This is a genomic window from Microbacterium proteolyticum (assembly GCF_029639405.1).
GTDB lineage: Bacteria > Actinomycetota > Actinomycetes > Actinomycetales > Microbacteriaceae > Microbacterium.
On sequence record NZ_CP121274.1, the window covers coordinates 1910287 to 1927591 of the forward strand.

The 17305-nt window shown below is 70.7% G+C and carries 18 protein-coding genes and 1 tRNA gene; 10 read left to right on the forward strand and 9 right to left on the reverse strand.

Going from position 1 to position 17305, the window contains the following annotated elements:
- Nucleotides 1-16: 16 nt before the first annotated feature.
- Entirely contained in the window at nt 17-214 is a 198-nt protein-coding gene (locus P8R59_RS09715; protein ID WP_278103765.1) for a hypothetical protein, read from the reverse strand.
- Between the two features lie 57 nt (nt 215-271).
- A complete protein-coding gene (locus P8R59_RS09720) occupies nt 272-1264 on the reverse strand; it encodes a GTP-binding protein (RefSeq protein WP_278103766.1) in 993 nt (330 codons plus the stop codon).
- A 78-nt stretch (nt 1265-1342) separates the two neighbouring features.
- Between P8R59_RS09720 and ykgO the strand changes: the two genes are divergently transcribed.
- The 3 genes from ykgO to P8R59_RS09735 all read left to right on the forward strand — a co-directional run bounded on the left by ykgO (nt 1343) and on the right by P8R59_RS09735 (nt 2137).
- Nucleotides 1343-1465 (forward strand): type B 50S ribosomal protein L36, encoded by a 123-nt coding sequence (gene ykgO / locus P8R59_RS09725; RefSeq protein WP_278103767.1) that lies wholly within the window; start codon nt 1343-1345, stop codon nt 1463-1465.
- A 70-nt stretch (nt 1466-1535) separates the two neighbouring features.
- On the forward strand, nt 1536-1844 hold the full coding sequence (locus P8R59_RS09730; RefSeq protein WP_160897490.1) for an ArsR/SmtB family transcription factor: 309 nt from the start codon (nt 1536-1538) through the stop codon (nt 1842-1844).
- Complete coding sequence (locus P8R59_RS09735; RefSeq protein ID WP_077050570.1) at nt 1841-2137, forward strand: hypothetical protein; 297 nt, start codon at nt 1841-1843, stop codon at nt 2135-2137. Before P8R59_RS09730 ends, P8R59_RS09735 begins: the two co-directional genes overlap by 4 nt.
- A 61-nt stretch (nt 2138-2198) precedes the next feature.
- Here P8R59_RS09735 and P8R59_RS09740 read toward each other — a convergent pair whose 3' ends face one another.
- Nucleotides 2199-2714 carry a DUF1697 domain-containing protein gene (locus P8R59_RS09740; protein ID WP_278103768.1) on the reverse strand — a complete coding sequence of 172 codons (516 nt, stop codon included), beginning with the start codon at nt 2712-2714 and terminating at the stop codon, nt 2199-2201.
- Nucleotides 2715-2778: 64 nt separating this feature from the next.
- On the opposite strand from P8R59_RS09740, the gene P8R59_RS09745 reads away from it, so the two are divergent.
- From P8R59_RS09745 to P8R59_RS09755, 3 genes are all read left to right on the forward strand, one after another.
- Entirely contained in the window at nt 2779-3759 is a 981-nt protein-coding gene (locus P8R59_RS09745) for a CotH kinase family protein (RefSeq protein ID WP_278103769.1), read from the forward strand.
- The gene (locus P8R59_RS09750; protein WP_278103770.1) at nt 3756-4109 is read left to right on the forward strand and encodes a hypothetical protein; all 354 of its coding nucleotides are present in this window, start codon (nt 3756-3758) and stop codon (nt 4107-4109) included. The genes P8R59_RS09745 and P8R59_RS09750 overlap by 4 nt, the downstream gene beginning before the upstream one ends.
- Before the next feature lie 133 nt (nt 4110-4242).
- Entirely contained in the window at nt 4243-5178 is a 936-nt protein-coding gene (locus P8R59_RS09755; protein WP_278103771.1) for a hypothetical protein, read from the forward strand.
- Between the two features lie 55 nt (nt 5179-5233).
- On the opposite strand, the gene P8R59_RS09760 is transcribed toward P8R59_RS09755, so the two are convergent.
- From P8R59_RS09760 to P8R59_RS09770, 3 genes are all read right to left on the reverse strand, one after another.
- Nucleotides 5234-5309, reverse strand: a tRNA-Met gene (locus tag P8R59_RS09760).
- A 70-nt stretch (nt 5310-5379) separates the two neighbouring features.
- Nucleotides 5380-6054: a GntR family transcriptional regulator gene (locus P8R59_RS09765; protein ID WP_278103772.1), complete on the reverse strand. Its 675-nt coding sequence runs from the start codon at nt 6052-6054 to the stop codon at nt 5380-5382.
- A gap of 7 nt (nt 6055-6061) precedes the next feature.
- Nucleotides 6062-6967, reverse strand: a complete 906-nt coding sequence (locus P8R59_RS09770) for a DMT family transporter (RefSeq protein WP_278103773.1) — start codon at nt 6965-6967, stop codon at nt 6062-6064.
- Nucleotides 6968-7105: 138 nt separating this feature from the next.
- Here P8R59_RS09770 and P8R59_RS09775 point away from each other — a divergent pair, with 138 nt between their 5' ends.
- Nucleotides 7106-8056, forward strand: coding sequence for a hypothetical protein (locus P8R59_RS09775; protein WP_278100886.1), 951 nt, complete (start codon nt 7106-7108; stop codon nt 8054-8056).
- 3 nt (nt 8057-8059) lie between these two features.
- Here the strand turns inward: P8R59_RS09775 and P8R59_RS09780 are convergent, their stop codons facing one another.
- Nucleotides 8060-8467: a YccF domain-containing protein gene (locus P8R59_RS09780; protein ID WP_278100887.1), complete on the reverse strand. Its 408-nt coding sequence runs from the start codon at nt 8465-8467 to the stop codon at nt 8060-8062.
- Nucleotides 8468-8613: 146 nt separating this feature from the next.
- Here P8R59_RS09780 and P8R59_RS09785 point away from each other — a divergent pair, with 146 nt between their 5' ends.
- From P8R59_RS09785 to P8R59_RS09795, 3 genes are all read left to right on the forward strand, one after another.
- Nucleotides 8614-11943, forward strand: a complete 3330-nt coding sequence (locus P8R59_RS09785; RefSeq protein ID WP_278100888.1) for a lamin tail domain-containing protein — start codon at nt 8614-8616, stop codon at nt 11941-11943.
- Between the two features lie 80 nt (nt 11944-12023).
- Nucleotides 12024-14459 carry an ATP-dependent helicase gene (locus P8R59_RS09790; protein ID WP_278100889.1) on the forward strand — a complete coding sequence of 812 codons (2436 nt, stop codon included), beginning with the start codon at nt 12024-12026 and terminating at the stop codon, nt 14457-14459.
- Between the two features lie 50 nt (nt 14460-14509).
- Nucleotides 14510-15574, forward strand: a complete 1065-nt coding sequence (locus tag P8R59_RS09795) for an SseB family protein (RefSeq protein ID WP_278100890.1) — start codon at nt 14510-14512, stop codon at nt 15572-15574.
- 3 nt (nt 15575-15577) lie between these two features.
- Here the strand turns inward: P8R59_RS09795 and P8R59_RS09800 are convergent, their stop codons facing one another.
- A complete protein-coding gene (locus P8R59_RS09800) occupies nt 15578-16204 on the reverse strand; it encodes a DUF1684 domain-containing protein (RefSeq protein WP_278100891.1) in 627 nt (208 codons plus the stop codon).
- 18 nt (nt 16205-16222) lie between these two features.
- On the reverse strand, nt 16223-17143 hold the full coding sequence (locus P8R59_RS09805; RefSeq protein WP_278100892.1) for a D-alanyl-D-alanine carboxypeptidase family protein: 921 nt from the start codon (nt 17141-17143) through the stop codon (nt 16223-16225).
- Nucleotides 17144-17305: the final 162 nt, after the last annotated feature.

Genomic DNA, 17305 nt, shown 5'->3' on the forward strand with positions numbered 1-17305 from the left:
CCGAGGGGCGACCGCGTCAGGCGTGTCCGTCGGCGGCCGGGAAGCCCGGGTCGTCGGCCTCGCCGAGCGCGTCTCCGGTGTGGTCGTCGAGGTCGACGTCTTCCTCGGCCTGGGCGGCGTCCTCGCGGACGTCGTCGGTAACGGCATCCGTGGGGGCGGCGCTGTCGGCGCGGGCGTCGTCGGAGTGACGGGAGGGCAGATCAGGTGTGCTCATGTCGCCACGGTGCCCCATCGGCGGGGGACCGGCGAGCGGCTTGACACGACGGGGGTCCTACTCCGTGGCATCCGGGATCGTCAGGTCGACCGTCGGCCAGACCGGGAGCGGGTCGGCGAACGCGACCCACGCGTCGGGACCGGCCGCGAGCTCGTCGTCGGTGAGCGCGGCGCGGTCGAGCAGGTGCCGCAGCCGCGGCGCGGAGAGGTCGAGCCCGGTGAACGCGATCTCTTGCCCGAGACCCATGCGACCGTCGTCGGTGCCGATCGGTTCGATCCACATCGCCGACCCCACGTGCTCCCAGCGGGCCAGGATGCCGGGTCGCGACGCCACGCGACAGAACCCGGCCGAGCGGACGAGCCGGCCCGCGGCACCGTCGTCCAGCCGGTCGAGCGCGGCCTGCAGGCGGGCGGGGTGGAAGGGGCGCACCTGGTCGTAGCGCAGCGTGCTCACGCGGTTGTCGCGCATGAAGGGGTCGTGCTCGTCGTTGAGCGCGCGGACCCACCCCGCCCGCTCGAGCACCTCGGTCTCGTGCGCGCGCGGGACGCCGGCCGAAAGATCGGCGAGCGGATCGCGGGTGAGACGGAGCGTCGCACCCGGGTTGAGGTGCGACGCGAGCGCCATCTGCACCGCGAGGGCGGCGGTGGGCACCGCCTCCCAGTTGACCCAGACGATCCGGGTCGCGATCTCCAGCGCCAGAGCCGCCTGGCGGGCGCGGGCGCCGACGTCGCCGCGCGAGTCGCCCGGAGCCGTGGATGCCACGAGAGGAGCCTCGTCGAGAAGGTCGCCGATCATATGCCGTGCATCGACGACGCACACCGCCTGGACGGCGACCCCGCCCCGCGCGGCGACCGCGTGGAGGAGATCGACGTCGGTGCCGAGGTCGACCACGACGTGTGCGTCGGTGGCGCGGGGCCGCGGGTGGGGGAGCGCGGGCGCAGAGCTCCGGGTGGCCACGTGCAACGGGCGGTCCAGTGCGACGGCGAGGCGTTCGGCGTAGGACCGCCGTTCGGGCGCGCACACGCCCATCGTCACGATCGTCGTCTCCACGGCATCCGCCCTTCGTTTGTCGGGAATCGGGGAACAGCCTATCTTGTTATTGAGAACGATTATCAACAGGAGGATGCCATGAAGGTCCGCAACTCGATCAAGTCGCTGAAGAGTCAGCCCGGCGCGCAGGTGGTCCGTCGCCGCGGGCGCGTGTTCGTGATCAACAAGCTGAACCCGCGGTGGAAGGGCCGGCAGGGATAACGCGAACGAGAACCGTTCCCGATTGTGTAGACACATTGCAATTCGTTTATGCGTCTGATGTTCTTGAGGCGTGGACAAGATCGCCGGGCTCTCCGAGGCCGCTGAGCTGTTCAAGGTCCTCGGCAACGAATCCCGCCTCGCGCTGGTGTGGTTGCTGAGCCGCGAACCGCTCACCGTCGGCGCGCTCGCCGACGGGGCCGGACTGTCGCAGCCGTTGGTGTCGCAACACCTCCGCACGCTGCGCCAGGCCGGGCTCGTGACCTCGGAGCGTGAGGGCAAAGAAATCCGATACGCCCTCGCCGACCAGCACGTCGCCCACGTCGTGCTCGATGCGATCGCCCACGTCCAAGAACCGAACGAGCAGGGGAACGAGCAATGAGCACCACCGAAACGCACGCGGAGCACTCCGTCGACGAGCACGCCCACGGCGAAGACTGCGGTCACCAGAAGATCGAGCACGGCGACCACGTGGACTACGTGCACGGCACGCACCACCACGCGCTCCACGGTGACCACTACGACGAGCACGAGTCGAAGGCCGAGCACGGCGTCGACGACCACGCCCACGGTGACGCGTGCGGCCACGAGGCCGTCGCGCACGACGACCACGTGGACTACGTCCACGACGGCCACCGCCACGCGGCGCACGCCGACCACTACGACGAGCACTGATACTGGCCGCGTCTCTCGAGACTTCGACGGTCCGCGCCTCCATTGGAGGAGCGGACCGTCGTCATGTGTGCCCGAGTCGTGCGATGAGTCGCGCCAAAGTCGGCAGCCCGCGTGACGTTGCGGCCGCACCGCTGAGGCGTTCGATGACGGGCGTCGCGTTCGACTCGCGCTCGCGTTCGTTGAGCGTCACCGTCCAGCCGTCCGCGCTTTCGAGCAGCGTGCACCGGCGCCGGGCGGCCTCATCCTGCGCTCGCGGACCGAGGGTGATGGGACCGCCCGCGTGCAGGGTCAGCTCGCGGCGTGCGGCATCGGGGGCCGGCGCGTGGTCGGTGACGATGGCCCGCACCTCGTCCAGCGTCAGAGTGAAGATCTCGCGCTCCACGCCCGCTCGCGCGGCCAGGACGAGGGCGGCGTCCTGAGCGCGCTCGGCGTCGCCCGCGAACACCACGGTGCCGTTGCTCTGGAAGGGCGCGGGGTCGTGGCATCCCGCTTCCACGAAGGCTGCGACGAGGTCGGCGGTCGTGACGTGCCCGCGCTGACCCTGGTTGAGATTCCGGACGAAGGCGACGTGGCGCATGGGGGGAGGGTAGCGCGGGGCGACGTGGCGGGCTCGGCTCATCGACGGCGCATAGGCGCGCTTCGTGGGGGGTTTAGAAGCCCCTGGTGTCATCGGCGGCATGATGCGACGAAAGAGGATTGCGACCGCCGCGCTGGGATCGGTCGCCGTGGTGGTCCTGGTGGCGGGCTGCAGCTCCGCGGTCTCGACCGATGCGGCGACGAGCGTCCCGACGGATGCCTCGTCGGAGGCATCGACGAGCGCGGTCGTCTCGGGACAGGGGTTCTGGGATCAATCCGTCGTGCATTCCCTCTCGATCTCGTACGAACAAGACGATTACGACGCGCTCATCGCGGCGTACATCGACACCGGGGAGAAGGAGTGGATCGAGGCGACCGTCGTCATCGACGGTGCCACCCTCGAGAACGTCGGGCTGAAGCTGAAAGGCAACTCGTCCTTGAAGGGGCTCTCCACCGACGCGGACGCGGAGCTCAGTTCCGAGAACCCCGAGGATCTGCCCTGGATCATCGACCTCGACAAGTTCGTGGATGGACAGGAGTACGAGGGGTCGGTCGAATTCGTCATCCGTGGGAACAGCTCCGAGACCTCGCTCAATGAGGCGGTCGCACTGGATCTCCTGGAAGCCTCGGGCCTCGCGTCCGAGCAGGCGGTGGCGAGCCGGGTGGAGGTGAACGGGACCGAGGCGCTGCGCCTCGTCGTCGAGAATCCCGACGATTCGTGGGTGGAGCGCGCCCTCACCGGATCGACCGCGCTGTACAAGGCCGAGACCGGCGGCGACTACTCCTATCGCGGTGACGATCCCGAGTCCTACACCGACGTCTTCGACCAGGAGGCGGGAGAGGACGACCTGACTCCTCTGATCGACTTCCTCCAGTTCATCAACGAGTCGGACGACGCGACGTTCGAGGCGGAACTCGGACAGCACCTCGACGTCACCTCGTTCGCGACCTACCTCGCCTTCCAAGAACTCGTCGACAACTTCGACGACATCGATGGCCCCGGAACAACTCCTATCTCTCGTACGACGCGAGCACCGGCCTCATGACGGTGGTCTCGTGGGATCTCAACCTCGCTTTCGGGGCGTCACCCGGCGGCGGCGGGCAGGGGCAGGGCCGAGGCCAGGGGCAGGCGCAAGGACAGGCCCAGGGGGGAGGCGGTGGCGGTCGGGGAGGCGGGAGCAACGTGCTCTCCGAGCGGTTCCTGGCGAACGCGACCTTCGCGGCGCTGTACCAATCCGAACTCGACCGGCTGACGCAGGAGCTCTACACGTCGGGGCTGGCGCAGAACGTGCTCGACTCATGGACGCAGACGCTCGAGGAAGGTGCGTCGGATCTCGTCTCGTCGGACGTGGTGAGCTCGGAGGCGAGCTCGGTCGCGCAGTACTTCGACGAGTAGCGGGCTTTACCTGGCCGGTCGGGGTATGAGCGGACGCTCCCTCAGGCGACGCCGGGTGTACGTTGCGGAGATGGAGCCGATCCGTGTGGGTCTCGTTGCGGATCCGGCCTCGCCCACCGAGGTCGCTCGCCGAATGACCGACCTCGTCCCGCCGGCGGGAGCTGACGTGCAGGTCTGGGATATCGAGATCATGAGCGAACCCTTCACCCTGGGGTCTGAGGACGTCGACGTCGCCTTGGCGCGACTGCGGGCACATGCCGAGCAAAGGGCGTGGGACCTCGTCATCGGTGTGACCGAACTGCCGTTGCGTGACGTGGACGGCCGCTACTTGCTGGCCGCGATCGATCCCCGGCGTCAGTCCGCGGTGCTTTCCCTCCCCGCTCTCGGCGGCTTCCGGGTGGGCACGCGTGCCCGCCATGCCGTCCGAGGACTCGTCAGTGGCATGGCGGAGCCGATGATGCCTGAAGAGCAGCGTCTGCCCCTCCCCGGGGTCAGCGCCCGGGGGCGGGTGCTCCTGGGCATGGTGCTGGCGAACCGTCCGTGGCTGCTGGCAGCAGGGCTCAAGTCCGCGCTCGTTGCGGCATTGGCAACCGGAGCGGTCGCAACGATCGAGCCGACGGTGTGGCTGCTGGCCGCGTCACTGTCGGGTTGGCGTCTCGCGGTGGCGACCATCGTGTCCATCGCGATCGTGATCACATGGATCGTGATCGACGGGGAACTCTGGGACCGTCCCGAAGACGATTCAGCGCAGGCTCGGGAAAGATCCCGTCTCTACAACACCTCGACTCTGCTGACTCTCACCGTCGGAGTCGTCATCTGCTACTTCGGCCTTTACGTCGTGAATTTGGCCTGGGCACTGTTCGTCCTCGACCCGGCGGTCATGGGCGATTCGCTCGGCGCATCATTCGGCTACGGCGATCTGTTCGTGCTCACCTGGTTCGTCGCGTCGGTGGCGACCATCGGCGGGGCGCTCGGAACAGGATTGGAATCGGACGACGCGATCCGCGCGGCCGCGTACTCGAAGCGTGAAGAGGATCGTCGAGCGCGGCTGGCTGGTGACTCGACATAGGGGGCCGCACCGCGCCGCCGTGATCGGCACCGCTCGCGCCCGGTGAATCGAGAAGTGGACGCGACGGCGGGAGTCGAACCCGCCACGCCTTCGGTTATGAGCCGAGGCCCGGGACCGCCCGGATCGCCGCGATGTGCCCCCACGCTAACCCGGCCACACGGCAGCGCCAACGGGCGTTGCGTCCCGTGACGGGATGTGTCGTCACGAACCGCGCCGACCCTCCAGGATCATCCGCGTCGAGTGCTCCAGATGCGCGCGGACCGCGTGCTCGGGGTCGGCCAGCGCCGCCTCGACGTAGGCGCGGTGCTCGGTCGTCAACGCGCCGGCGCCGTACGCGGGGCGGACGTGCGTGAGCAGCAGGTGCATCTCGGAATCGAGACGCCGGTACTCCTCGGCGATGCGGGGGGAGTCGGCGGCATCCACGAGGGCCCGGTGCACGCGCGCGTGCGCGTCGAGCGTCGCGGGCCAGTTCCCGGATGCCTCGGCGGCGGCCAGGGCGTCGAGGGCGGCGTCGACGTTCGGTGGCCGGATGCCACGGTCGCGGACGATCCGCAGGGCTTCGGTCTCGAGCGCGCACCGCAGCTGCTGCAGGGCGACGAGGGCCGCGTCGTCGAGGAGCGACACCCGGACGCCGCGGTACGGCTCCGCGGTGACCAGCCGCTCCGCGGTGAGGGTCGCGAGCGCCGTCCGCGCGGTGTGCCGCGAAACGCCGTGGGTCGCGCTCAGCTCCTCCTCGCGGAGCGGTGTGCCTGGCGCGAGCTCGCCCGACAGGATGCCGTCGCGCAGCGCGTCCGCGACGACGTCCGCCGTGCGCGGGCCGGGGGTGCCACGGCGCGGGGGAGAGTCCGCGCCGCGGGGCGGTGAGGGTGGGAGCATCGGGGGATCACGCCGGGGCCGTGGCATCCGGAACCTTCTCACGTCGGCGGGACGGAGCCGACACGACGCCGAGCCCGACCGCGATGAGCGCGAGGCCGATCGCGCTCACGGCGGTGAGGTTCTCGTGCAGCACGAGGAGCCCGAGGATCGTCGCCCCCAGGGGCTCGGCGAGTGTCAGGGTCGACACGGTCACGGCGGTCAGACGCGCCAGACCCCACCCGAACAGCAGGTAGGCGACGGCGGTGGTGACGACGCCGAGCCAGAGCGCGAGCGCGAGGCCGTTCGGGGTGAGCAGCCACGACGTTCCGGCCGCGAGCAGCACGGGCACGCTCGCGACGGCCGCGGTGCCGAAGACGGTTCCCATGACGCGCGTGGAGTCCCACCCTCTCTCGATCAGCGCCTTTCCGCACACCGTATAGAGGGCGTACGACATTCCCGCGCCCGCCGACGCGAGGAGTCCGCCGGGGGCCAGGGCGACAGCGCCGCCGGTCACCCCCGACACCAGGACGACCCCGGCGAGGGCGACGGCGGTGGCGAGCATCCACCGGCCCGACGGCAGGCGGCGCGAGCGGACGGCATCCACGATCCCCGTCGCGATGGGGGCGGAGCCGAGGGCGACGACTGTGCCGATCGCGACGCCGTTCTCGCGGGTGCCGAGGAAGAACAACGGCTGGTAGGCCAGAACTCCCGCGGCACCGACGGCGATGAGCACCGCCGTCGGACCCTTCGCCGTGCGGGCGCTCGGGCGCGGGCGTGTCCGCAGCAGGGCGATGATCCCGAGGATGCCGCCGCCCACCACGATGCGCGCGGCGCCGACGGCCAGGGGAGAGGCGTCGACGCCGGCGAGCGCCTGAGCCGTGCCGGTCGTGGCGAAGCAGAGTGCGGCGGCGAGGACCGCGAGGGCGGGAAGCATGGAAGGATTGTTACACAATCCGTCACGCGACGTACTCCGTCCGTGCCGCCCTCACGCCCGGGACCGGCAGCCCGATGCCCGCACGGTCCGGTGCCGCGGGCGGCGGAAGCGCCCCGCAACGGCGGGTAACGTGGGTGCATGGCGACGACGGCGGGGCGAGGCATCCTGGCCCTGGGGACCGTCGCCGTACTCCTCATCATCGGTGTCGTGCTGGCGCTGCTGGTCGATCCGTTCACCCGGATGCCGATCGAGGTCGACGGTGCGACCGAGTGGGTCGCCCGCGTGCTGTTGATCCTCGCGGTGGCGTGGGTCGTGATCGGCATGCTCGCGGCTCGGACGCGACTGGTCGGACGGCCCGGAGCCGCCGCCGCCCGCGCGACGTGGATCGCGTCGACCCGTCCCTGGCGTGCCCGCGAGTCGACGCTGGGCGTCCTTCCGCTCGACCGTTGGTTCATGATCCTCATCCCGGGCGTCCTGCTCGTGGCGACGCGCATCACCCAGGCGCGCGGCGACGGGGTCGGCAGTGTCGTGCTCGCCGTCGCGGGGTGGCTCGTGTTCGCCCTCGCCGTCCGGCTGCTGCTGGGAACGCGCTCGCCGTGGCCGGTCATCGCCGCGGTCGGCGGCGCCCTCGTGCTGCGCTGCATCGTGACCCTGGCCGCGCTCTCGTTCTCGGGACCGGAGGGCGTGTGGCCCGTGCTCTGGAGCATCGGCGCCGTCCGGGTGCTCTACCTCGCGATCGTGCTCGGCCTCGTCGGCTGGGTGTTCGTCGTCGCCGGATGGTCGCTCGAGCCGCAGCTGGGTCGGCGCCGCGCGGCGGGAGTCGCCCTCGCGGGGGTCGGGGCCGTGTTCGCGTTGCCCACGGCGACCGCCGCGGTGATCGGTGCGACCGAGGCTCTCCGCGGGTGGAACAGTCAGATCGGGGTGCTGCCGTGGCACCTCGCTCGGATGACGGGTCTGTACGACACGCGATTCCCCACCGAGGCCCTCATCGTCGCCGCGGTCCTCGCGGCGCTCATGACCATCGCCGGTATCGTCCTCGCTCTGCCCCTTCGGGCGGAGGAGCGGCGGCGGCGCGTCTCGTCGTCCTGAGGGTCAGCCCGCGAGCGTCCGGTCGAACGGGCCGCCGCGACGGATGTCGCGGACCTCTTTGCCGAGCGGCATCAGCGACACCGGCACGAGCTTGAAGTTCGCGATCCCGAGCGGGATGCCGATGATCGTGATGCACAGCAGAAGTCCGGTGACGATGTGCTCGAGGGCGAGCCACCACCCGGCGAGGATGACCCACACGACGTTCCCGAGGAAGGATCCGACGCCCGCGGTGGGCTTGGCGACGATCTCGCGTCCGAACGGCCAGAGGGCGTAGAGGCCGATACGGAACGACGCGATGCCCCACGGGATCGTGAGGATCAGGATGCAGAGCACGATGCCCGCCGCGAGGTAGCCGAGGAACAGCCAGAACCCCGAGAGGACGAGCCACAGGATGTTGAGGATCAGGCGCATGCCCTCATTCTCTCGTGCCCGTCGGAGGATCTCCGGATGCCGATGATCGGTGTCGGACCGACTGTTCACCTCCTGCACACCGTCTAGGACGTTCCGGTCCACCCGCGCGTGGTGCAGTGACAGGACCCGATCCCCCGAGGAGTGTCATGTCGACCCTGCGTCGTGCCCTCGCGGCCGCGGCGGCGAGCGCCGTCTGCGCCGCCACCGTCGTCGCTCTGCCCCTGCCGTCTCTCGCCGCCGAGCCCGGTGGCATCCACATCAACGAAGTCGAGTCCAGCGGCGGTACCCCCGGCGACTGGGTGGAGTTCATCAACACGTCATCGTCGCCGATCTCGCTCGCCGGCTACACCTTCAAGGACTCCGACGACACGCACGCGTTCGTCTTCGGCGCCGACGCGTCGGTTCCGGCCGGGGGCGTCTACGTCATCGACGAGAAGGGCGGTGTCGGCAACTTCGACTTCGGCCTCGGCGCCAACGACTCCGCTCGACTGTTCGACGCGAGCGGCGCGCTCGTCGACTCGCGCTCGTGGACGGCGCACGCGGCGACCACCTACGGCTACAACCCGGGTGGCTCGCCCGACTGGACCGAGACGGCCGAGCCCACCAAGGGCGCCGCGAACACCTTCGGAACGTCGACGCCCGCCCCGAGCCCGTCGCCGACGCCGACCCCGACGTCCGGCCCCGCGCCGACCTCGGACGTCGTCGTCAACGAGATCGTCTACGACGCGGTCTCGGGTGTGGCGTCCGACAGCATCGAGCTGTACAACTCCAGCTCCTCCCCGGTCGACATCGGCGGATGGAAGGTCAGCGACGACAAGCGCAGCGAGTTCGGCACGATCGCCGCGGGTACGGTGCTGGCGTCGAAGGCCTTCCTCGTCCTGGTCAACGGGACCGACTTCCCCTTCGGCCTCGGCAAGGGCGACGAGGTCGTGCTCTACGACGCGACCGGTACCGTCGTCGACTCGTACGCCTACACCAACACCGCCGCCCTGGCGACCTGGGCCCGCTGCCCCGACGGAACCGGTGCCTGGGCGCCGGCCACCGAGGTGACGCTGGGATCGGCGAACGTCTGCGCCGCACCGACCGTTCCCGCGAGCGTCCGGCTCAACGAGGTCGACTCGCAGCCGGCGGACTGGGTCGAGCTGTACAACCCCGGCTCCACCGCGTTCGACCTCACGGGGTACGAACTGCGCGACAACTCCGACGACCACCGGTGGACCTTCCTCCCCGGGACCGCGCTCTCCGCGGGCGGATTCCTCGTCGTCGACGAGGCCACCGAGGGCCTCGTCGGGGGAGTGCGCACCGCCTTCCGCGACCCGATCGGGATCGGCAGCGCCGACCGTATCCGGCTCTTCGACCCGACCGGCGCCCTCGTCGACGACACGCTGCCCTGGCAGGGCCACGCCGCGATCGACGGCGACGCCGCCGCGGCGACTCTCGCTCGCTGCCCCAACGGCGTGGGCGCGTTCGTGCTCGCGCGTCCGACTCCGGGCGCGGCGAACGAGTGCGTCCTCCCCGACGTCGTGATCAACGAGGTCGAGTCCAACGGCGACGCGACGGACTGGGTCGAGATCGTCAACAACGAGTCCGCTCCCGTCGACATCTCGGGCTGGACCCTCGTCGACAACGACCCCGTCGGACACGCGGCCGACACGACCCCCGTGCCCGCCGGCACCGTGCTCGCCCCGGGGGGACGCTTCGTCTTCGACGGTGGCATCCACTTCTCGTTCGGCCTCGGCGGTGCCGACACGGCGACGATCCGGAACGCGTCGGGCCTCACCGTCGTCGAGTACTCGTGGACCGCTCACGCACAGGGTGTCTACGCGCGCTGCCCCGACGGCGTGGGCGAACTGCGCGACGTCGCCCTGTCGACCAAGGGATTCCCGAACGCCTGCGGCAGCCCCGTGCGCATCAACGAGGTCGAGTCCGACGGCGGATCGTCCGACGACTGGATCGAGCTGGTGAACCCGACCGGCTCGGCGGTGGATGCCGCGGGCCTCGTGCTGAAGGACGACGACGACACGCACATCTACACGCTCCCCGCGGGCTCCACGCTGGCCGCCCACGGCTACCTCGTGGTGGAGCGGGCCGACCTCGGTTTCGGGCTCGGCGGGGCTGACACCGTGCGCCTGTTCGAGGGCGACACGCTCATCGACTCCACGTCCTGGACGGCGCACGCCGCGACCACGTGGGGCCGCTGCCCCGACACCACGGGCGTCTTCGCGGTGACGTTCGCCGTGACCAAGGGCGCCGCCAACGTCTGCGAGGCCCCGGCGGTCGAGTGGCCCGGTGCGCCCGAGACGCGCGTGGTCGACACGGCCCCCACCTTCCTCTCGGACAGCTCGGGCCTGGACAGCCAGGTGACGGCGGACGGCACGTTCCTCTGGGCGGTCGACAACGGCACCGGGACCTTCTGGAAGCTCGCCGTCGCGGCGGACGGCTCGGCCACCCCCGTCGCGGGATGGGAGAACGGCAAGCGTGCTCGCTTCCCGAAGGATGCCGGCAACGCCGGCGCAGCGGGGCCGGATGCCGAGGGCATCACGGTCGCCGATGACGGCTTCGTGTACCTCGCGACCGAGCGCGACAACAGCGCGAAGGGCGTGAACCGCAACACCGTGCTGAAGGTCGACCCGAACGCGCCCGGACCCGACGTCGTCGCCGGCCAGGAGTGGGACCTCACGGCATCCCTCCCGGCGGTGGCGGCCAACGTCGGGCTCGAGGCCGTCGAGTGGATCTCGGATGCCGACCTGGAGACCACGCTCGTCGACCGGAACACCGGCGCGCTCTACGACCCCGCGCGTTACCCCGGACACGGCGACGGGCTGTTCTTCACGGCGATGGAGGACAACGGCCACGTGTACGCCTTCGCGTTGAACGCCGACGGCACGCACGTGCTCGTCGCCGAGATCGTGCCCGGTCTCCCGGCCGTCATGGCCCTGGACTGGGACACGGCTCTCGGGGTGCTGTGGGCGATGTGCGACGACGGATGCCACGGCGACGGGGTCCAGGTGACGCTCAACGGCACGGACACGCCGGGTCTCGTGCGCGTCTCGCGCCCCGCGGGCCTGCCCGACACCAACAACGAGGGCTTCGCGACGCTGCCGGTGGCTCTCGGTGAAGCATCCACGCGGTCGGCGTGGTGGTTCACCGACGGGGTCGCCCAGGGGGCGCTCCGCGTGGGCTCGCTGCCCGCCCTCGCGGGTCCCGTGGACCCGACGCCCGAGCCCACTCCGACCCCCGAGCCGACTCCGGACTCCACCCCGACGCCGGAGACGACCGCGACCGCGCAGCCGTCGGAGACGTCGTCGGCCGCTCCCTCGGCGTCGTCGTCGCCCGCTGCCTCGACCGGGCAGAAGGCGGACGCGCTGGCGTCGACCGGCGCGGTCACGGCCGTCTGGGCGGCCGTGGCGGGTGGCATCCTGCTGGCGGCCGGGATCGGCCTGATGGCCGTGCGTCGTCGGCGCGCCGGCGTCTGACCCTCAGGTGCGGTGCCGTCCTCGTGGCGGCACCGCACCGGGGCGGGGTGTCGGAGCCCCCGCCTAGACTTGTCATCGACATGACCGACGCCTCCACCCCCCTCATCGTCGGCGGCTCCGCCCCGGCGGACGCCCGCCCCGACGCCGACCTGCTCGAAGGGTTGAACGGGCCGCAACGCGAGGCCGTCACCTACCGCGGGCAGGCGCTGCTCATCGTGGCGGGAGCCGGGTCGGGCAAGACCAGCGTGCTGACGCGCCGCATCGCGTCGCTGCTGCGGACGCGCGAGGCGTACCCGAGTCAGATCCTCGCGATCACCTTCACGAACAAGGCCGCGGGCGAGATGCGCGAGCGCGTGCACAGCCTCATCGGTCAGCGGGCCGACGGCATGTGGATCTCGACCTTCCACTCGGCCTGCGTGCGCATCCTGCGGCGCGAGGCGCAGCAGTTCGGCTTCACGAAGGCGTTCACGATCTACGACTCGGGAGATTCCCGCGCGCTCATCAAACGCCTCGTCAAAGAGCACGAGGGCGATGCGTTCGGTCTCACGCCCGCCGGCACGCAGAGCCGCATCTCGAAGCTGAAGAACGAGTTGGCGGATGCCGAGTCCTACGCGCGGTCCGCCAACATGAGCGACCCGGCAGAGCGCGTGTTCGTCGAGATCTTCGGCTCGTACCAGCGCGAGCTGCAGCGGGCCAACGCCTTCGACTTCGACGATCTCATCGCCCAGACCGTCTATCTCTTCCGCGCGTTCCCGCAGGTGGCCGACGTCTATCGCAAGCGGTTCCGGCACATCCTGGTCGACGAGTACCAGGACACCAATCACGCCCAGTACGCGCTCATCCACGAGCTGACCCGCCCGCCCGGGAGCGACGCCGAACCGATGTCGGCCGGCGGCGGGATGATGATCTTCGACGCCGAGCCGGAGGCGGAGAGCGGTGCGTCGCTCACCGTGGTCGGCGACTCCGACCAGTCGATCTACGCCTTCCGCGGCGCCGACATCCGCAACATCAGCGAGTTCGAGCGCGACTACCCCGGAGCCAAGGTCGTGCTGCTCGAGCAGAACTACCGCTCCACGCAGAACATCCTCTCGGCGGCCAACGCGGTCATCTCGAACAACTTCGACCGTAAAGACAAGAAGCTGTGGACCGATGTCGGAGCCGGCGACCCGATCATCGGGTTCACCGGGTACTCGCAGCACGACGAGGCGCAGTTCGTGGCCGACGAGATCGAGTCGCTGCACCGCAAGGGCGTCGACTACTCCCAGATGGCGGTGTTCTACCGCACCAACTCGCAGTCCCGTGCGCTGGAAGAGATCTTCATCCGCTCCGCGGTGCCCTACAAGATCATGGGCGGCACGAAGTTCTACGAGCGCGCCGAGATCAAGGACGCCCTGGCCTACCTCGTGGCGGTCGCCAACCCGGCCGACTCGATGGCTCTGCGGCGCATCCTCAACCGCCCGCGCCGCGGCATCGGCGACGTCACCGAAACGGCGATCGCCCGCTACGCGGCCGAGCACGACATCACGTTCCGCGACGCCCTCGCCAACTCGGCCCAGCTCGGTGTCGGTCCGAAGCTGCAGAAGGCGATCGATCAGCTCGACGCGGTGCTGAGCGAGGCCACGGCCGTGATGCTCCCGGCATCCGGTGAGCTCGCGCCCTCCACCTCCGTGACCGAGGGGCTCACGCTGCTGCTCAACAAGAGCGGATACTTCGACGCGCTGCGCGCCAGCAAAGACCCGCAAGACGAAGCCCGCCTCGAGAACCTCGACGAGCTCGTCGCCGTGACCCGCGAGTTCGCGCGCAACAACCCCGAGGGCACGATCATCGACTTCCTCACCGAGGTGACGCTCGTGGCGGATGCCGATGACCTCGACGACGCATCCGGCTCGGTCTCGCTCATGACCCTGCACACCGCGAAGGGCCTCGAGTACGACGCGGTCTTCCTCACGGGCGTCGAGGAAGACCTGCTCCCGCACCGCATCTCGGCGAACGAGCCGGGCGGACCGCAGGAGGAGCGACGCCTGTTCTACGTGGGCATCACCCGCGCCCGCAAGCGCCTGCACGTCTCGCTCGCAATGACCCGCGCGCAGTTCGGCGAGGTCACGGTCGCGATGCCCAGCCGGTTCCTGCAGGAGATCCCCGCCGATCTCATCGACTGGCGCCAGTCGCCCGGCGACGTCAACGGCCGCGGGGGCATGCAGTCGCGCGCGCTGAATGCGCGCGGGCGGCGACCGGGCCAGACCGGCGGCGGTAACCGTTACGGCGACGACCTCGTGCCCCTGCCGAAGCGGGCGCCCGCAGACCCGAGCAAGTTCCCGAACCGCATCCCCGCGAAGGTCCGCGACAACGGCGACATGGAACTGGCCGCCGGCGATCGCATCCGTCACGACGACTTCGGAGAAGGACGCGTGGATGCCATCACCGGCGAGGGCGCGAAGAGGGTCGCGCACGTGCGCTTCGACACGGTCGGCGCGAAGAAGCTCCTCGTCAAGATCGCGCCGATCTCCAAGCTCTGACGCGTCCGGCGACACGCCGGTCGATGCCCGCCCACGGATAGGCTCGAGCAATGGCACTTTTCTCGCGCCGCAAGAAGTCCGATTCCGATGACGTGTCGGCCGACCGCCCCGACGACGTGATCGAACCGGGCGAGCAGCCCGTCGACCCCGCTGATGCTCCTGCGTCGGAGGCCCCCGCGGCTCCGGTCCCGCAGGTGAACATCTCGACGTCGTCGTTCCGCGGCGTCGGCGCTCCGGTCGATGCTGCGCCCGTCACCGATTCGACGCCGCCGGTCGCCGCGCGGCCCTCGGCGCGCCAGCCGGGCCCGATGGAGGCGCCCGAGGGGCTCGAGTCGATCCCCGGCCTGCGCGACAACGCGCTGCTGGCGATCGCCCTCGCCGAGATCGCCGGACAGTCAGAACCCGCGCAGCTCCTCAACGTCGCGCGTCAACTCCTGCAGGGGCACGTCTTCCTGCGCGTCAAGGGTGACGCCCGCGCACTCCTCGCCGAGGGCAAAGACCTTCCGCTCGCCGTCGCGACGCGCGGCGACGAGCAGCTCGTGCTCGCCTACAGCAGCGGTCGGGCCCTGACCCAGAGCGTCGAGGCCGACGGCGACCGCGACACCTCGGCCATGGGGCAGCCGGTCATGGCGCTCATGCGACACGTCATCGGCGGCCCGTACGCCGGTGTCGTCCTCGATCACAGCTCGGGCGACGCCCGCGCCGTCCTGCCCACGGCGCTCCTGGAACGCATGGTGTCCGAGGCCGACCCCGATCTGCGGATCAAGACGGCGCTCAGCGAGAAGCGCACCGAGTCGACGGCATCCACGATCGTCGACGCGGTCCTCGCGGGGGCGCCGCTGTGGATCGCCGTCGCGCAGTCCGAAGAGGGCGGCCCGGTGGGTGTGGCCGAGTCGCGCACGGCGACCGGCGAGCGGTTCCTCGAGGTGTTCTCGCACCCGCTCGAACTGCTCGCGCTCGGCCGCGGAGATCAGGCCGTGCCGCTGCAGACCGAGCAGCTGGCGAAGGCGCTCGTGGGCGATGACGGTCTCACCGGGCTGCTGGTCGACCCCGCCGGCCCGTGGATCCGGCTGAACCGCGACGACCTCGCCGGGGTGCTGGCACTCGCGGAGTAGATCTCACACCCCGTAGAGCTCACCGACCGGGACGGTCACCGGCAGCACATTGCCGACCGGCGCGAGCGGGCACGCCCACGCGGGGTCGTAGGCGCACGACGGGTTATAGGCGAAGTTGAAGTCGATCACGAGGGTGTCGGGCGCGGCGCCCGTGCCGAGATCGGCGCCCTTGATCGTGTCGAGCAGGTAGCGGCCCCCGCCGTAGGTGCCGCCCGGGCGTCCGGCCGATGCGTCGCGCACCGGGACGAACAGCCCGCCGCCGTACGAGGTCAGGCGCCACACGTCGAGCGACCCCGTGTCCGGCAGCTCCACGCGGCCGATGCGCTCGAATCCGACGTCGCCGTCGGTGCCGGTCGTCGCGACGAAGGACGCCCCGTCGGCCTCGAGCAGAGTGGCCTCGAACCGCCAGGCGGCGTCGTACGGCGCCAGCGGCAGCCCCTCGAAACCGTCCCGCTGTTCGGGGAGCAGGGGAGTGGCCGGGTGCTCGGCGAACAGGGCGTCGCGCTCGATCCGCCACAGCTCGTGCGCGTCTTCGGGGTCGTCCGCCTCCCGCACGGCGGCGTAGAGCGCGAAGACGCGGCGCCGCCAGTCGGCGACGTCGAGGGCGGTGCGGGCGGCGCGGGAGGTCATGCCATCGAGCCTATGGCGCTACCCGGCACCCCGGGCGGAGGCGAGGAGGCGCGCGACGTCGAGGCTGCGCTGCGCCGCTGAGGGAGCGCCCAGGATGACCACGGTGACCCGCGGCCCGTCCGGGTCGTTCGGCTCGAGGGGCGCCGTGATGACCGCCGTGAAGCCCGCGGCGTCGGTGTGCCCCGTCTTCAGACCGTCGATGCCCATCGCGTTCAGCATGTCGTTCGTGGCCGCGAAGGATCGCCGCGCTCCGCCGTCCGGTGCGGGAAGGGCCTTCGTCCGATCCTGCGCGGCGAGTGCGCGTACGACGGGGGAACCCTCCGCGATCCGAGCAAGATCGAGCAGGTCGGCGGCGGAGGCGCGGTTCTCGGGCGACAGGCCCGTGGCGTCCGCGAGCGTGACGGAATCCAGCCCCCGCGCCGACAGCCACGATCGTGCGGCGCTGAGGAAGCGGGTGTCGTCACCGAAGACGTGGCGGGTCAGGCTCAGCGCGTGGTTGTTCGAAGAGGCGACCAGCACGAGCTCGAGGAGGTCGTGCTCGGTGAGCACCTCGCCCCCCGTCACGGGAAGGGCCTGACCGCCCGAGGCGCGCTCCTGCTCGTAGGCGGCGACATCCGCGGCATCCATCGTGAAGGTCGGCCCTGGATCCTCGGCATCCAGCGGGGCGCTCTCCAGCACGACCAGGGCCACGATCAGCTTCGTGAGGCTCGCGATGGGGCGGGCCGTTTCGGCGCCGGGGGAGAGGGCGGTCTGGTCTCCCGCCCCCACCGCCGCCGCTCCCGTCTCCGGCCAGACGATCCGAGGTTCCCCGTTCTCGGACGGCCGCAGAGCGAGCAGCGCCCACGTCCCGCACACCAGCACGAGGGTCGCTCCGAGGGTCAGTGCGGCGATGCCTAGTGAGCGACGCCCCGTCGCGATGCGCCCCCGAGCCCGATCCACGTCGTCATCGTAGGCGGATCGATCGGTGACCTCCGCGCGGGATGGGGCATTGTCCCCATCGTGCGGGGCGATGACCTTCGACACAATCGGGTTCAGCGGGTGGGCCGTCTGTCTGCCACGCACTTCGCGAGCTTTGATTCGCGACGCATCTCTGGGGGGACG

What these genes read in the sequence shown, in the direction of transcription:
- P8R59_RS09715 (WP_278103765.1), bottom strand. Translation starts at nt 214, where the DNA reads ATGAGCACACCTGATCTGCCCTCCCGTCACTCCGACGACGCCCGCGCC.
- ykgO (WP_278103767.1), top strand. Translation starts at nt 1,343, where the DNA reads ATGAAGGTCCGCAACTCGATCAAGTCGCTGAAGAGTCAGCCCGGCGCG.
- P8R59_RS09735 (WP_077050570.1), top strand. Translation starts at nt 1,841, where the DNA reads ATGAGCACCACCGAAACGCACGCGGAGCACTCCGTCGACGAGCACGCC.
- P8R59_RS09740 (WP_278103768.1), bottom strand. Translation starts at nt 2,714, where the DNA reads ATGCGCCACGTCGCCTTCGTCCGGAATCTCAACCAGGGTCAGCGCGGG.
- P8R59_RS09750 (WP_278103770.1), top strand. Translation starts at nt 3,756, where the DNA reads ATGACGGTGGTCTCGTGGGATCTCAACCTCGCTTTCGGGGCGTCACCC.
- P8R59_RS09755 (WP_278103771.1), top strand. Translation starts at nt 4,243, where the DNA reads ATGACCGACCTCGTCCCGCCGGCGGGAGCTGACGTGCAGGTCTGGGAT.
- P8R59_RS09765 (WP_278103772.1), bottom strand. Translation starts at nt 6,054, where the DNA reads ATGCTCCCACCCTCACCGCCCCGCGGCGCGGACTCTCCCCCGCGCCGT.
- P8R59_RS09770 (WP_278103773.1), bottom strand. Translation starts at nt 6,967, where the DNA reads ATGCTTCCCGCCCTCGCGGTCCTCGCCGCCGCACTCTGCTTCGCCACG.
- P8R59_RS09775 (WP_278100886.1), top strand. Translation starts at nt 7,106, where the DNA reads ATGGCGACGACGGCGGGGCGAGGCATCCTGGCCCTGGGGACCGTCGCC.
- P8R59_RS09780 (WP_278100887.1), bottom strand. Translation starts at nt 8,467, where the DNA reads ATGCGCCTGATCCTCAACATCCTGTGGCTCGTCCTCTCGGGGTTCTGG.
- P8R59_RS09785 (WP_278100888.1), top strand. Translation starts at nt 8,614, where the DNA reads ATGTCGACCCTGCGTCGTGCCCTCGCGGCCGCGGCGGCGAGCGCCGTC.
- P8R59_RS09790 (WP_278100889.1), top strand. Translation starts at nt 12,024, where the DNA reads ATGACCGACGCCTCCACCCCCCTCATCGTCGGCGGCTCCGCCCCGGCG.
- P8R59_RS09795 (WP_278100890.1), top strand. Translation starts at nt 14,510, where the DNA reads ATGGCACTTTTCTCGCGCCGCAAGAAGTCCGATTCCGATGACGTGTCG.
- P8R59_RS09800 (WP_278100891.1), bottom strand. Translation starts at nt 16,204, where the DNA reads ATGACCTCCCGCGCCGCCCGCACCGCCCTCGACGTCGCCGACTGGCGG.